Raw genomic sequence first — 15979 nt, forward strand, 5'->3', positions numbered from 1 at the left:
AAGTTAAACTTTTCAATATTAAAATTCAGCGTTTTGTGGTGTTCTTGGAAAAGGAATAACATCTCTAATGTTTCCCATGCCTGTTGCAAAAAGAACTAAACGTTCAAAACCTAAACCGAAACCACTATGTACTGCACTTCCAAATTTTCTTAAATCCAAATACCACCAAAGTTCTTTTTCGTCGATACCTAATTCTTTTATTTTTTCTAATAAAACATCTAAACGTTCTTCACGTTGCGAGCCTCCAACTATTTCCCCAATACCAGGAAAAAGAATATCCATAGCTCTTACTGTTTTACCATCATCATTTAAACGCATATAAAATGCTTTTATTTTTGCAGGGTAATCAAATAAAATTACTGGACATTTAAAATGCTTTTCTACTAAATAGCGTTCATGCTCACTTTGTAAATCAGCACCCCATTCATTTATGATGTAGTTAAATTTTTTCTTTTTATTAGGTGTACAATTTCTTAATATATCTATAGCTTCAGTATAAGAAACTCTTTTGAAGTTATTTTCGGCAACAAATTTTAATTTCTCAATTAAAGGCATGTCACTCCTTTCAGCTTGTGGTTTAGATTTTTCTTCATCGATCAAACGTTTTTCTAAAAACTCTAAATCGTCACTACAGTTTTCTAAGATATAATTTAAAACATCTTTAATGAAATCTTCAGCTAAATCCATATTTGCATCTAAATCATTAAAAGCAACTTCTGGCTCAATCATCCAAAATTCAGCTAAATGTCTAGATGTATTAGAGTTTTCTGCTCTAAAAGTAGGTCCGAAAGTATATACTTTACCTAGTGCCATTGCATAGGTTTCTGCTTCTAATTGTCCAGAAACAGTAAGGTTTGTTTCTTTTCCGAAAAAATCTTCTTTAAAATCAATTTCTCCATCTTCAGTTAAAGGTGGTTTTTTCTGATTTAATGTTGATACTCTGAACATTTCACCAGCACCTTCGGCATCTGACCCTGTAATTATTGGTGTATGTACATTGTAAAAACCGTTATTTTGAAAGTATCGGTGTATAGCAAAAGAAAGAACTGAACGAACTCTCATTACTGCAGCAAAAGTATTTGTTCTAACTCTTAAATGTGCTTTTTCTCTTAAAAATTCTAAAGAGTGTTTTTTGGGTTGTATAGGGTAGGTGTCGGGATCTGATGTACCTAAAACCACCAATTCTTTAACTTGAATTTCAACGCTTTGTCCTCTACCTTGACTTTCAACTAACGTTCCGCTAATTTTTAAAGCAGCTCCTGTTGATACTTTTTTTAATAGACTTTCATCGAAATTTTCAAAATCTACAACACATTGAATATTGTTAATTGTAGAGCCGTCATTCAGTGCAATAAAACGATTGCTTCTAAATGTTTTTACCCAACCATTAATGGTTACTTCTTGTAGTGATAGGTTTGAAGAAAGTAATTCTTTTATATTATGTGATTTCATTTGTAAAATTTCTATTTTATATAGCAAATATAGACTTTTTGAGAAAAAAGTTTTATTTGAGTTTAGTTTAATAAATATGTTTATTCTTCTCCTTTTGGTAGAATGTTTATTTGTGGTTTTTTCAATACTTCTTTGTTGGCAATATTACGTTCTAGTGAAAGTAATAATGATGGTAATAAAATTAAGTTAGAGAGCATTGCAAGTAATAATGTTGCAGATACTAACATACCTAAAGCTACTGTACCTCCAAAATTAGAAATGGCAAAAACAGAGAAGCCAAAGAAAAGTACGATAGATGTGTAAAACATACTAACGCCTGTCTCTCTTAAGGCGGCATATACAGATTTTTTAATTTTCCACTGGTTAGCAGTTAGTTCTTGCCTATATTTTGCGAGAAAATGTATTGTGTCATCGACTGAAATACCAAAAGCAATACTAAAAACTAATATTGTAGATGGCTTTATAGGTACGCCAACAAAGCCCATTAAACCCGCAGTAATAACTAGTGGTAATAAATTTGGGATTAATGAAATAATGATCATTTTAAAAGATCTAAATAAATAAGCCATAAACAATGCAATTAAACCTATTGCAAGGGCTAATGACATGATTAGGTTATTTACCAAGTACTTTGTTCCTTTTAAAAATATAAGGGCGCTACCAGTCATGTAAACATCAAAACGATCTTTAGGAAAAATTTTATCAATATTCTCTTGAAGTTTACCTTCAATATCTTCCATTCTAGTCGTTTTAACGTCTTTCATGTAAGTCGTTATTCTAGCAACTTGTCCTGTAGAATCAACAAAACTTTTAAGAAGATTACCGTTGTTAGATGATTTTCTAGCAACATCCATTATAAACGTATTTTCTTGAGTAGTAGGTAATTGATAGTATTTAGGAATTCCGTTATAGAAAGCTTGTTTAGAGTATTTTACAAGGTCAACTACAGAAACCGGTCTTGATAGTTCTGGAATTTCTAAAACAATTTCACTTAAATTATCAATCTTTTTTAAAGTAGATGGTTTTAAAACCCCTTTTTTTCTTTTGGTGTCAACTACAATTTCAACAGGCATAATACCATCAAACTCTTCTTCAAAAAAGCGAATATCCTTAAAAAATTCAGCCTTTTTAGGCATATCCTCAATGGGGCTACCGGAAATATCTATTTGATAAATACCTATAATACTTAAAACAAGAAGGGCAATAGATACAATGTAAACTGATATTCTTTTCTCTCTTACTATATTTTCCATCCAGTTTACAAAAGTGTCAACCCACCTTTTGTTTAGGTGTTTTAAGTGTTTTGTTTTAGGTAACGACATAAAACTGTATACTATAGGAATTATTAGCAGAGATAAAATAAATATTCCAACAATATTGATAGAGGCAACAATACCAAATTCTTTTAGTAACTGGCTATCTGTAATTATAAATGTAGCAAAACCTGATGCTGTGGTAATATTTGTCATTAAAGTTGCATTCCCTATTTTGGAAATTACTCTTTGTAATGATAGGGCTTGATTACCATGTTTTTTAACCTCTTGTTGGTATTTATTTATTAAAAATATACAGTTAGGAATACCAATTACTATTATTAAAGGAGGTATTAATGCTGTTAATACGGTGATTTCGTATTGAAGTAAACCTAAAATACCAAAGGACCACATTACGCCAATAATTACAACACACATTGATATTAATGTAGCTCTAAAACTCCTGAAAAAGAAAAAGAAGATAAGTGAGGTTACGCCTAATGCGGCAAGTATAAATTTTCCAATTTCATCTATAATACTCTGGGAGTTCATCGTTCTGATATAAGGCATTCCGGATATTCGAACATCTAAATCAGTTTCGTTTTCAAAAACTTTAACTAGCCTACTTAAGTCTTCAAGAATAAAATCTTTTCTGGCAGATGTATTTACAATGTCTTTATCTAAATAAACTATTGTTCTAATAGTTTTAGTTTCTTTATTGTAAATTAAGTCCTCATAAAAAGGCATGTTATTGAACAAATGAGAGGATAGAGAGTCTATTTCTGCTTTTGTTTCGGGTTTTTTTATGATGAAAGGCCGAAGTGTAAATTCTTGTTTGTCGTTATCTTTAACTAATTCTTGAAGATTATCTGTAGAAAGAACAAAATCTACTTCAGGAAACGCAGCAAGTTGTTTACTTAATTTGTTCCACCTATTAAATTTGTTCGGGGTAAATAAGGAACTGTCTTTAATAGCCAAAACCATTACATTACCTTCTTCTCCAAATGTTTTTAAAAACGATTGATACTTTAGGTTTACGGGGTGATGATCAGGTAATAAATTAGCTTGCGAACTTGAAAATCGCATTTTGCTCCACTGCATTGCCAAAAAAATAGTAGCAGCGGCGATAAGTAAAAGAATTACTATTCTATTCCTAAGGATGATATTCGCGGTTCTAGCCCAAAACCCTTTCGTTATTTTTGAAACCATGTTCTTTTTTACAGTTCTTGTAAAGGTAAAAAATCATTAGTTGTATTTAATTAAAATACAATACTTAATACCTCTTTTGTTTAATGTTTTCTAGTATAACAAAGAGCGGCAATTTTGCCGCTCTTTGTTATGTATTTCAGTTAAAAAATTAGACTTTCATTATTTCAGCTTCCTTAATAACTAAAACGTCCTCTATTTTTTTACTATACTTATTCGTTAATTCTTGCACGTCAGCTTCGGCATTTTTCTTTAAATCTTCTGATGCATCATCAAGACCTCTAATTTCTTTATTAGCTTCTTGTCTAGCATTTCTAACACCAACTTTGGCATCTTCCGATTCTGATTTAGCCTGTTTAGCTAAATCTCTTCTGCGTTCTTCAGTTAATGGTGGTACATTTATTATTATAAAATCACCATTATTCATTGGGTTGAAGCCTAGGTTAGCAATCATAATTGCTTTTTCGATTTCTTGAAGCATATTTTTTTCCCAAGGCTGAACTGTTATTGTTCTAGCATCAGGAATACTTACGTTAGCAACCTGACCAAGTGGGGTAGAAGCCCCATAATAGTTGACCATTACGCTCGAAAGCATTACAGGACTTGCTTTTCCTGCTCTAATTTTAGCGAAAGCTTTCAATAAATGGTCGATAGTACCATCCATACTTTCTTTAGTACTATCTAATATAAAAGTGATATCTTCATTCATCTTCTTATAATTTAAAAAGTGTGGTTTTACTTAAGTTTTAATTATCAACTACAGTACCAATATTTTCTCCAGAAACTAATTTTAGTAGATTTCCGATTTTATTCATATCGAAAACTACAATTGGTAATTCGTTTTCTTGACTTAAAGTAAAGGCTGTCGTATCCATTACTTTTAAACCTTTCTTTAAAACGTCTTCGAAAGTAATTGTTTCAAATTTAGTAGCGTCTTTGTTTTTTTCAGGATCAGAAGTATAAATTCCATCAACTCTAGTTCCTTTTAAAATTACATCAGCTTCAATTTCAATAGCTCTTAAAACAGCAGCAGAATCTGTAGTAAAGTACGGATTACCTGTTCCTCCTCCAAAAATAACAACTCTACCTTTTTCTAAATGGCGCATAGCTCTTCTGCGAATAAAAGGCTCAGCAACTTCATTAATTTTAATGGCAGACTGCAATCTTGTTTGTACACCATGTTCTTCCAATGCGCTTTGTAAAGCTAGTCCGTTTATAACAGTAGCAAGCATACCCATATGGTCACCTTGCACACGATCCATTCCATTACTAGCTCCAGAAACACCTCTAAAGATATTTCCTCCACCAATTACAATTGCAACTTGAATTCCTTTATCAACAACTTGTTTTACTTCTTCAGCGTATTCAGATAGTCTTTTTGGGTCTATCCCATATTGTCGATCACCCATTAAAGCTTCACCGCTTAATTTCAATAGAATTCTTTTGTATTGCATGGTTTGTTTTTAATTAAACTACAGCAAAAATAATCAATTTTTTTTATGAGAATAGTAGTTATAAATTTATTGTGCTTTTAAATCTTTCTAAAATGTTGTGAACTTCTTGTTTTAATTTTATAATCTTGTTCAAGTTTTTTAATAATTGAAGATTTTTAATATGAAGAAAGTAGGATTTTTAATAGCAATAATGCTGTTATTAAATAGTTGTGGTGCAACTAAAAATGTAATTAGTGCTGATAAAGCAATTGTAAAAGTAACTATTGACTTAGTAAATGTTATTGAAGATAAGGTTCTTGTAAGTGTAGATCCAGGTTCTTTTTCTGAAGATGAAGTTGTTTTTTATATACCTAAAACTGTCCCAGGTACTTATAGTAATAATGACTACGGTAAGTATATTGAAAGTTTTAAAGCTTTTGATTATAAAGGACAAAGTTTAGTTGTTACTAAAAAAGGTGATAATACTTGGGTTATTTCAAATGGAAAAAACCTTGATAAAATATCTTATTTAGTTAATGATACATATGATTCTGAAGATGAAATTGAAGAGAATTTAGTATTCTCTCCGGCAGGTACCAATATTAAAAAAGGGGACAATTTTATGTTGAATCTTCATGGCTTTGTTGGTTATTTTAAAAACTTAAAGGAAATAGGTTATGAGTTAGCAATCAGTCACCCTGCTAATTTGAAGCCAACAACATCGTTAAATGAATTAATTTCAGTGAATCCTAATGATGAGCTAAATACATTTGTTGCTAGTCGATATTTTGATGTTATTGACAATCCTATTTTATATGCTAAGTCTGATATTTCTTCTTTTGAGGTTAATGGTATTACAGTGAATTTAAGTGTATATTCTCCGAATTCTATTATCTCTTCAGCTTCTTTAAAAGATAAAATGCTTAAAATGATGACAGCTCAAAAATCTTTTTTAGGTGATGTAAATAGTACTAAAAAATATAATATATTGCTATACTTATCAAATGGCGAAGGCGATGCGGGTGGTTTTGGTGCTTTAGAACATCATACGTCAACAGTCGTAGTTTTGCCAGAACAAATGGATATGAAAAGGCTAGAACAGGCAATGGTAGATGTGGTTTCTCATGAGTTTTTTCATATAGTTACCCCATTAAGTGTTCATTCAGAAGAAATTCAATTTTTTGATTTTAATGCACCTAAAATGTCAAAACATTTGTGGATGTATGAGGGAACAACTGAATATTTTGCAAACCTTTTTCAAATACAACAAGGTTTAATTACTGAAGAGGAGTTTTATAAGCGTATTGTTGGGAAAATTAGTAATTCAAAAACTTATGATGACTCTATGTCTTTTACTGTCATGAGTCAGAATATTTTAGATGATCCTTACAAAGATAGTTATGCCAATGTATATGAGAAAGGCACATTAATCAATATGGCTCTTGATATTACTTTAAGAAAATTAAGTAATGGAGAAAAAAGTGTTCTTTGGTTGTTAAAGGAATTATCAAAAAAATATGGGGATTCTACACCTTTTAAAGATGATGTGTTATTTGATGAAATAGTTAAGATAACATACCCAGAGGTTAAAGATTTTTTTGATACACATGTAATAGGTACAACACCTATTGATTATAGTGTATATTTTGATAAAGTTGGTCTAATGTTGGGATCTAAGTCAAAACAAAGTGGTTATTTTTTAAATGATCAAATTCCTTTTATAGATGTTGACCCTTCAGATGAGGCTACTATTTTTATTAGGGAAGGTATTAATTTAAATAGTTTTTTATTGGGTATTGGAGTTCAAGGCGGTGATGTTATCAAAAGTATTGATGGTGTTAATATTACTTTATCTTCTATGAGATCTGTTATTGGTCAGAGTTTTGGTTGGTCAGCTGATAAAGAGATTGAAATGGTTGTAGTGCGTGATGGTAAAGAATTAGATTTAGCAGGTAGTGTAGGAGTGCCAACAGTAGAGGTAGAGATGTTGATATCTGTTGAGTCACCTTCTGAAGAACAATTAGCTTTGAGAGAGGCTTGGATGAAAAAATAAGATTTTTCAAGTTTATATTTAAAAAAAGGCAATTGTTAGAAACGATTGCCTTTTTTTATTGAAACTATTATATAATAGGTATAAAAAAACCGCCTTTTAGGCGGTTTTTAATACGTATAATATTCAAAGTGAGCTTATCCTAAAGCAACACGCTTAAAGCTAGTTACAGTTAAGTCACTACCTGCTGATTTTACATAACCAGCAACATTTATTTTTTCATCTTTAATGAAATTCTGGTCTAACAAACACTGCTCTTGATCTAAAGTAGTATTATCAGATATAAATCTTTCTAATTTACCAGGAAGAATTTTATCCCAGATTTTTTCTGGCTTACCTTCAGCTTTTAACTCAGCTTTAGCGTCTTCTTCAGCTTTAGCAATAACTTCGTCAGTTAATTGAGCCATAGAGATATATTGAGGAACATTTTTAAGTGTTTTACCTAAACGACCTAATTCAATATTATCTTTTTCAATAACAGCAATTCTAGCTTCTGTTTCTGAAGCAATGAAAGAAGCATCAAAATCTTTATAAGATAATGTAGTAGCTCCCATTGAAGCTATTTGCATAGCAACATCTTTAGCAACTTCTTCGTTTTTAGAAGATAAACCAACTAAAGCAGCAATTTTATTAATATGAACATAAGTTCCTACATAAGGTGCTTCAAGTTTTTCGAAAGCAGTTATTTCTAACTTTTCACCAATAACACCTGTTTGTTCAACTAATTTTTCAGTAATAGTCATGCCTTCAAAATCAGATGCTAAAAAATCTTCTTTGTTATCGAAGTTGATAGCTTTATCAGCAAGCTTATTAGCTAAGGCAAGAAAGTTTTCGTTTTTACCAACAAAATCAGTTTCACAACCTAAAACAATAGCAACACCTACAGTATTGTCGCCATTTATTTTAGAAACTGCAGCACCTTCAGAAGATTCTCTGTCTGCTCTTTTTGCAGCAACTTTTTGACCCTTCTTACGAAGAACATCAACAGCTTTGTCATAGTCTCCTTCAGCCTCTACTAAAGCTTTTTTGCAGTCCATCATTCCTGCTCCTGTAGCTTTTCTTAATTCGTTTACTTGTGCAGCGGTAATTTTTACCATTTTATATAAGGTTTTAAAACTATTCCACTAACTTAAAAGATAAAATTAGTGGAATAGTGTTAATTAAATATTTGATTTATTGTAACTAATCGTTAAATAGAGATTAAGCTTCGATGCCACCTTTGGTGTTATCTTGCCATACTTTTAACTCATCCCATTTTCCTTCAGCAGCCATTTTAGCTTGCTTTGGCCAAGAACCTGGGTTCTTAGAAGCAAATTTAGAGCCAGCTTCAATTAAAATAGCGCTTAATTCTTCAACAGATTTAGCAGCTAAGTCAGCAAAAGTATTAATACTAGCAGCTTGGAAAATTTCAGAAATTTTTGGTCCAATACCTTCAACTTTTGTTAAATCATCACCTTTAACTTCTTCTTTTTTCTCTTCAGTTGCTACTGGTTTAGCAGGAGCTTCAGCTTTTTTCACAGGAGCTTCAGTGCTGTTACCTTCTTTAGAAGATTGTTTTTCAGATTTACGTTCAGATAAACCTTCAGCAATAGCATCAGTAACATGAGTTAAAATAGCTTCAATAGATTTAGAAGCATCATCGTTAGATGGTATAATATAATCTAATAATCTTGGGTCAGAATTTGTATCTGCCATCGCGAAAATTGGAATTTTCAATTTGATAGCTTCTTTTACAGCAATATGTTCACGCATAGTATCTACGATGAATAATGCACCTGGTAAACGTGTCATTTCAGAAATAGAACCTAAGTTTTTTTCTAATTTTGCGCGTAAACGGTCAACCTGTAAACGTTCTTTTTTAGATAGTGTTAAGAAAGTACCATCTTTTTTCATTCTGTCAATAGAAGCCATTTTCTTAACAGCTTTACGGATAGTAACAAAGTTAGTTAACATTCCGCCAGGCCATCTTTCAGTGATGTAAGGCATGTTTACTTTTGATACTTTTTCAGAAACGATATCTTTTGCTTGTTTTTTTGTAGCTACGAAAAGAATTTTTCTACCTGATGCAGCAATTTTTTTAAGAGCTTCGTTAGCTTCTTCTAATTTTGCAGCAGTTTTGTAAAGGTTAATAACGTGAATACCGTTACGCTCCATGTAGATGTAAGGAGCCATGTTTGGGTTCCATTTTCTTGTAAGGTGTCCAAAGTGTACACCTGCTTCTAGTAAGTCTTTTACTTCAATTTTTTTTGCCATTTTTGGTACTTAGTTTACGTTCTGTTGAATTAGCAATATTAAAGTGGCACGAAAGTGGCCTTTAACATTTAGATGCTAAACTAGTTTCCAAAAGCTGTTAGCCTTTGGACAACAACAACTTGATTTTAAAATTTAACCCTGAAAAATATTTTCAGGGTTTTCAATGAACTTTATCCTGAAAATATTCAGGAATATTTTATATAGATACTGAAATAAATTCAGTAAAATATTAACGTTTAGAGAACTGGAATTTCTTACGAGCTTTCTTCTGACCGAATTTCTTACGTTCAACCATTCTTGGATCTCTAGTTAATAAACCTTCTGGCTTAAGAACTAATCTGTTTTCAGCATCAATTTCACATAAAGCTCTAGATAAAGCTAAACGAATTGCTTCTGCTTGACCTGTAATTCCACCTCCAAATACATTTACATTTACATCGTAAACATCTTCAGTGCTAGTTAAAGCGAAAGCTTGTTTAACTTTGTATTGTAAAGTAGCAGTAGGGAAATATACTTCTAAATCTTTTTTGTTAATAGTAATTTTACCATTACCATCTGAAAGATAAATACGTGCAACAGCAGTCTTTCTTCTTCCTATTTTGTGTATTACGTCCATTACCTAAGGTCGTTTAAATTAATTACAGTTGGTTTTTGTGCATCTTGATCATGCTCTGCGCCTGGATAAACTTTTAGATTTCTGTAGATAGCAGAACCTAATCTGTTTTTAGGAAGCATACCTTTAACAGAACGTTCAACGATACTAACTGGGTTCTTAGCTAATGCTTCGCTCGCAGTTTGAAATCTTTGACCACCTGGATAACCAGTGTGACGTACATAGGTTTTGCTTTCCCATTTATTACCAGACAAGTTTATTTTCCCTGCATTGATAACAACTACATTGTCTCCACAATCAACATGTGGTGTAAAGTTTGGCTTATATTTTCCTCTTAGTAATTTTGCAACTTTTGAAGCAAAACGACCTAATGTCTCTCCTTCAGCATCAACCAACACCCATTGCTTATCAACAGTTGCTTTGTTAGCGGAAATTGTCTTGTAACTTAATGTGTCCACAGTACTTTTTTATTTATTAAACACTTAAATCCCTATAAAGGGGGTGCAAATGTACAATTATTAACTTGAATTACAAATGGTTGTTTCTAAATATTTTGATTATTTTTTTATTCAATGTAATTCAGTATCAATTTTTTCTGATTTTTTGTTACTTTAAAAATGGATAAAATTCAATGAATCTAATGAGCTTCGAGCCAATTGTCACCAATTCCAACTTCAACATCTAGGGGTATTGCAATTTTGTATGCGTTTTCCATTTCAGCCTTAATTAATGACTTCATATCGTCTAATTCTGGTTTGTAAACATCAAAAACGAGTTCATCATGTACTTGCAAAAGCATTTTTGTCTTAAAATTGCCTTCTTTTAATTTTTTGTGAATATTGATCATTGCTATTTTGATAATATCAGCTGCGCTACCTTGTATGGGGGCATTTACAGCATTACGTTCTGCGGCACCTCTCACAATTGCGTTACTTCCGTTAATATCTTTTAAATAACGACGTCTTCCTAATACGGTTTGTACATAACCATTGTCACGAGCAAAATTTACTAATTCACTCATGTAATTACGTAATTTTGGGTATGTTTTATAATATGTATCAATTAATTCTTTCGCTTCAGCTCTTGTGAGATCTGTTTGGTTGCTTAAGCCAAATGCGGATACTCCATATATTATACCAAAATTTACTGTTTTTGCATTGCTACGTTGCTCTCTTGTGACTTCGTTAATTGCTACATTAAATACTTTTGAAGCAGTAGAAGCGTGAATATCTTCGCCGTTTTTAAAAGCTTCAATCATTGTCGTTTCGTCACTTAGGGCGGCAATAATTCTTAATTCTATTTGAGAATAATCGGCTGCTAATAGTGTGTAGTCGCTGTTTCTTGGTATGAAAGCTTTTCTTACTTGTCTTCCTCTTTCTGTTCTAATAGGTATATTTTGTAGGTTAGGGTTATTGCTGCTTAAACGACCTGTTGCGGCAACAGTCTGCATATAATCAGTATGAACCCTTTTAGTGACTTCTTCAACTTGATTTGGTAATGCGTCTATATAAGTGCTTTTTAGCTTAGAGAGACCTCTGTATTCCAATACATTTTGAATGATTTCGTGGTCTTTTGCTAAATATGAAAGTACATCTTCGGCGGTTGAATATTGACCTGTTTTGGTTTTTTTAGGTTTACCGACAAGTTTTAATTTGTCAAATAGTATGTCTCCTAATTGTTTAGGTGATGCAATATTAAATTCTTCATCAGCCTCTTTATATATTTTTGTTTCAAGATTTTTGATGTCATTATCCAGATCTGTAGATAGTGATTTTAGGAAATCTTCGTCAAGATTAATGCCTTCTAACTCCATATCGGCTAAAACATGCAGCAACGGAATTTCTATAGTATTAAAAAGGTCTTCTGTTTTTGCTTCTATTAATTCTGGTCTAAATTTTTGTGCTAATTGAAAGGTGATATCGGCATCTTCAACTGCATATTCTGTTTGTCTTTCTAAAGGAACATCGCGCATGCTTAATTGGTTTTTCCCTTTTTTTCCAATTAATTCAGTTATTGATACAGGAGTGTAATTTAGGTAGGTTTCTGCTAATACATCCATATTATGACGCATATCGGCATTTATAAGATAATGAGCTAACATGGTGTCAAAGCATTTTCCTTTTACTGAAATGTTATACTTATCAAGTACTTTGATGTCATATTTTAAATTTTGACCTATTTTCTCAATGGTATTATCTTCAAAGAAAGGACGTAATTGTTCAATTATAAGCTGTGCTTCATCTTTACTTTCAGGGAAAGGAATGTAGAATCCTTTGTGTGCTTCCCATGAAAAAGCAATTCCGACTAATTCAGCTATAAGTGGATTTAATCCTGTTGTTTCTGTATCAAAACAAACAGATGTTTGCTTCATAAGATTTTGCAAAAATAAATTCATAGCCATACCAGGGGTAATACTTTGGTAGGCATGAGAAATGTCTTTTATGGTTTTTCTGCTAGAATAATCTTGTACAGTTTCTGACGTGGTGTTTGGGTCGCCCCCAAAAAGAGAGAATTGACCTTCGCCAGCTCCAGTTGATTTTGATTGCTTTTTTGTGGTTGGCTCTTGTGTCGAATTTGTAGACTCTTCATCTTCTGTAGAGAAAAGTTTTAAAAATTGATCTTTTAGTCTTCTGAACTCTAATTCTTCAAATAGTACCTGAACTTTTTCAGCATCAGGCATAGTAAGCTCATAGTCTTTCGCATTAAAAGTAACATCGCAATCAATACAAATTGTAGCTAGTTTTTTTGAAAGTAACCCTAGTTCTGCATTTTGCTCTATTTTTTCTTTCATTTTTCCTTTCAGCTGACTTGTATTTGCTAAAAGATTTTCCATGGATCCAAACTGTTCAATGAATTTTTTTGCAGTTTTATCTCCAACGCCAGGTAGTCCTGGGATGTTGTCACTCGCATCACCCATCATCCCTAGGTAGTCAATAACTTGTTCTGGTCTTTCAACTCCAAAACGTTGCTGAATTTCAGGAATACCCCAAATTTCAATTCCGTTACCCATACGGGCTGGACGATACATAAATATATTTTCAGAAACCAATTGTCCGAAATCCTTATCGGGGGTAACCATATAAACCTTGTAATCTTCTTTCTCTGCTTGCTTTGCTAATGTTCCGATAATATCATCTGCTTCCCAGCCTTCTAAAACAACAACAGGAATATGCATTGCTTTTAAAATATTTTGAATATAAGGAATGGCAATTTTTATGGCATCAGGAGTTTCATCTCTATTAGCTTTGTATTCAGGGAATAGTTCAGTTCTCTCGGCACTCCCTCCTTTATCAAAACAAACAGCTAGGTAGTCTGGTTTTTCTCTTCTGATTACATCTAATAAAGAATTCATGAACCCCATAATTGCAGAGGTGTCCATGCCTTTAGAGTTTATTCTAGGATTTTTTATTAAGGCATAATATCCTCTAAATATTAATGCGAATGCATCTAAAAGGAAAAGTCTTTTTTTGTCTGCCATTTTTTGAATTGTATTGAAAATATCTAATTGAAGAACTCTTTAGTTTTTCTTGGTGAGTTCTTTTTATGTATTTTTTATTAATAATATAAGCTAGCTTTCAAAGCTACAAAGATTATCTAGGATAGTTGTAAAAATTTATTTTTTGAATTATGTTTTCTGTGCTTAACTTTAGTCAATAAATATAGTATTATGCAAATAGAGGTTTGTGCAAATTCATTAGAATCAGCTTTAAATGCTCAAAAAGCGGGAGCAGATAGAATTGAGTTGTGTGTTGAGTTGGGGGTTGGAGGTTTGACACCTTCTTTTGGCTTATTGAGAGCTGTGCGTGAAAAAATATCTATTCCTGTGCATGTTTTAATTCGCCCAAGAAGTGGGGATTTTACATATTCGAATTTTGAATTTGAAACAATATTAAATGATATTGAGCTTTGTGTAAATATGGGGTTTGATGGTATTGTGTGTGGAGTTTTAAATTCTGATTTTTCTATTGATATAGATAGGTGTCGAAAAATGATAGAGTTGTCAAAGTCGATAACTTTTACTTTTCATCGTGCATTTGATTGGGTTAAAGATCCTTTTGTGGGTCTCAAACAATTAGAAGATTTGGGAGTGAATTATATATTAACATCTGGCCAACAAAAGAAAGCTTTTGATGGTATTGAGTTGCTTGATGCTTTAAAGCTAAAAACATCAAAAATTATTATAATGCCAGGAAGTGGAATTAATTTAGATAACATTTCTCTTTTTAAAAAGAGGAAATTTCCAATAGTGCATTTGTCAGCGAGTGTCTTACGTGAAAATATAAATTTTTCACCTACTTTATCCATGACTTCATTATCGTATTTTCAAGAAGGGAAAGTACCTGTATCTGATTATGATATTATAAAAGGTATTGTAAATAAGGTTAAATAAAGTTTAAATGGGTTAAAACATCTATACATAACAAATATCTTTACGAAAAAAATATAAATGCTACGTTGGATTTTTTTTGTTATTCTTTATCTTATTTTGGGTTTTTATTCATTGCAAGCTGTTAAAACTGCTTCTAGGTATCCTTGGGTTTATTATACGTTTGTAGCGTTGTCATTATTAGTTTTAGGTAATTTTATTTATCAATTTACTTTTGGATCAGAGGAAGGGCGTGTACTTAGCATAGCTAAGAGTTATGCTTTTGGTTTTTTATTGACGATGCTGGCTTTCAAGTTAATGACGGTTATCTTTCTTTTTTCTGAAGATATATTTAGGTTTATTTCAGGAGCATACCAGAAACTATTTGGAATTGAAAAAAAATTCACTTTTCCGGAGCGCAGACGTTTTCTTAGTATGGTAGCTTTGGGTATTGCAGCATTGCCATTTGGGGCATTACTTTATGGTATGTATAAAGGGAAGTATAATTTTAAGGTTTTAAAGTATACTTTAGAGTTTGATGATTTGCCAAATTCTTTTGATGGGTATCAAATTACTCAAATTTCTGATATACATAGTGGTAGTTTTGATGATAAGTCGAAAATTGAATATGCAATTGACCTTGTTAATGAGCAAAAAAGTGATGTTTTGTTTTTTACAGGTGATATGGTTAATAATAAGGCAGAAGAAATGCATGACTGGAAAGATGTTTTTTCTAGGTTAGAGGCAAAGGATGGTAAATTTTCAGTTTTAGGCAATCATGATTATGGAGATTATGTAGATTGGAATTCAGCTGAAGAGAAAGAGGAGAATTTAAATGATTTGAAAAAGCTTCAAAAAGAAATTGGTTTTGATTTGATTTTAAATGATAGCAGGTACCTGACAAAGGGAGCTGACAGAATAGCTCTAGTAGGAGTGGAAAATTGGGGTAGAGGTGGTTTTAAAAAAGTAGGAGATTTAGGTCTGGCTTCCCAGAAAATTTCTGCAGATGATTTTAAAATTTTACTTAGCCATGATCCAAGTCATTGGGAAGATAAAGTAATTGATGATCCTTATCACTATCATTTGACACTTAGTGGTCACACTCATGGCATGCAGTTCGGGATAGAAATTCCAGGATGGATAAAGTGGAGCCCATCTAAATGGCGATATAAATATTGGGCTGGTGTTTATAAAGAGTTGGGTCAATATATAAATGTAAATAGAGGATTTGGGTATTTAGGGTATCCTGGTAGGGTTGGGATATGGCCTGAAATTACAGTAATAACACTAAAAAAGAAGCCTCTGGCTTAATATTAATATTAATAAACGTTACAAAATATGCTAAGAAATTAA

General features: G+C 32.0%; 12 protein-coding genes. 3 read left to right on the forward strand and 9 right to left on the reverse strand.

Translation table 11 applies throughout. From position 1 onward, the window contains the following. Positions 1-18 precede the first annotated feature (18 nt). From asnS to pyrH, 4 genes are all read right to left on the reverse strand, one after another. On the reverse strand, positions 19-1452 hold the full coding sequence (asnS, locus tag H0I23_RS16560) for an asparagine--tRNA ligase (protein WP_216784393.1): 1434 nt from the start codon (positions 1450-1452) through the stop codon (positions 19-21). 80 nt (positions 1453-1532) lie between these two features. Beyond that, positions 1533-3914, reverse strand: a complete 2382-nt coding sequence (locus H0I23_RS16565) for an RND family transporter (protein ID WP_216784394.1) — start codon at positions 3912-3914, stop codon at positions 1533-1535. Between the two features lie 148 nt (positions 3915-4062). Then, positions 4063-4620 (reverse strand): ribosome recycling factor, encoded by a 558-nt coding sequence (gene frr / locus H0I23_RS16570; RefSeq protein WP_216784395.1) that lies wholly within the window; start codon positions 4618-4620, stop codon positions 4063-4065. Positions 4621-4657: 37 nt separating this feature from the next. Continuing rightward, complete coding sequence (pyrH, locus tag H0I23_RS16575; RefSeq protein WP_216784396.1) at positions 4658-5365, reverse strand: UMP kinase; 708 nt, start codon at positions 5363-5365, stop codon at positions 4658-4660. Positions 5366-5525: 160 nt separating this feature from the next. On the opposite strand from pyrH, the gene H0I23_RS16580 reads away from it, so the two are divergent. Further along, the gene (locus H0I23_RS16580) at positions 5526-7397 is read left to right on the forward strand and encodes a peptidase M61 (protein WP_216784397.1); all 1872 of its coding nucleotides are present in this window, start codon (positions 5526-5528) and stop codon (positions 7395-7397) included. Positions 7398-7531: 134 nt separating this feature from the next. Here the strand turns inward: H0I23_RS16580 and tsf are convergent, their stop codons facing one another. From tsf to polA, 5 genes are all read right to left on the reverse strand, one after another. Beyond that, the gene (gene tsf, locus H0I23_RS16585) at positions 7532-8491 is read right to left on the reverse strand and encodes a translation elongation factor Ts (protein ID WP_216784398.1); all 960 of its coding nucleotides are present in this window, start codon (positions 8489-8491) and stop codon (positions 7532-7534) included. 103 nt (positions 8492-8594) lie between these two features. Next, entirely contained in the window at positions 8595-9647 is a 1053-nt protein-coding gene (rpsB, locus tag H0I23_RS16590; protein WP_216784399.1) for a 30S ribosomal protein S2, read from the reverse strand. 229 nt (positions 9648-9876) lie between these two features. Further along, positions 9877-10263, reverse strand: coding sequence for a 30S ribosomal protein S9 (gene rpsI / locus H0I23_RS16595; protein ID WP_216784400.1), 387 nt, complete (start codon positions 10261-10263; stop codon positions 9877-9879). Then, complete coding sequence (gene rplM / locus H0I23_RS16600; protein ID WP_216784401.1) at positions 10263-10718, reverse strand: 50S ribosomal protein L13; 456 nt, start codon at positions 10716-10718, stop codon at positions 10263-10265. Before rplM ends, rpsI begins: the two co-directional genes overlap by 1 nt. 179 nt (positions 10719-10897) lie before the next feature. Further along, entirely contained in the window at positions 10898-13738 is a 2841-nt protein-coding gene (gene polA / locus H0I23_RS16605) for a DNA polymerase I (RefSeq protein ID WP_216784402.1), read from the reverse strand. Between the two features lie 189 nt (positions 13739-13927). On the opposite strand from polA, the gene H0I23_RS16610 reads away from it, so the two are divergent. Continuing rightward, positions 13928-14650, forward strand: a complete 723-nt coding sequence (locus H0I23_RS16610; protein WP_216784403.1) for a copper homeostasis protein CutC — start codon at positions 13928-13930, stop codon at positions 14648-14650. A gap of 57 nt (positions 14651-14707) precedes the next feature. Beyond that, the gene (locus H0I23_RS16615) at positions 14708-15937 is read left to right on the forward strand and encodes a metallophosphoesterase (RefSeq protein WP_216784404.1); all 1230 of its coding nucleotides are present in this window, start codon (positions 14708-14710) and stop codon (positions 15935-15937) included. The last annotated feature ends 42 nt before the right edge of the window (positions 15938-15979 follow it).

The sequence above is a fragment of the Cellulophaga sp. HaHaR_3_176 genome, from assembly GCF_019021925.1.
In the GTDB taxonomy this organism is placed as follows: Bacteria; Bacteroidota; Bacteroidia; order Flavobacteriales; family Flavobacteriaceae; genus Cellulophaga.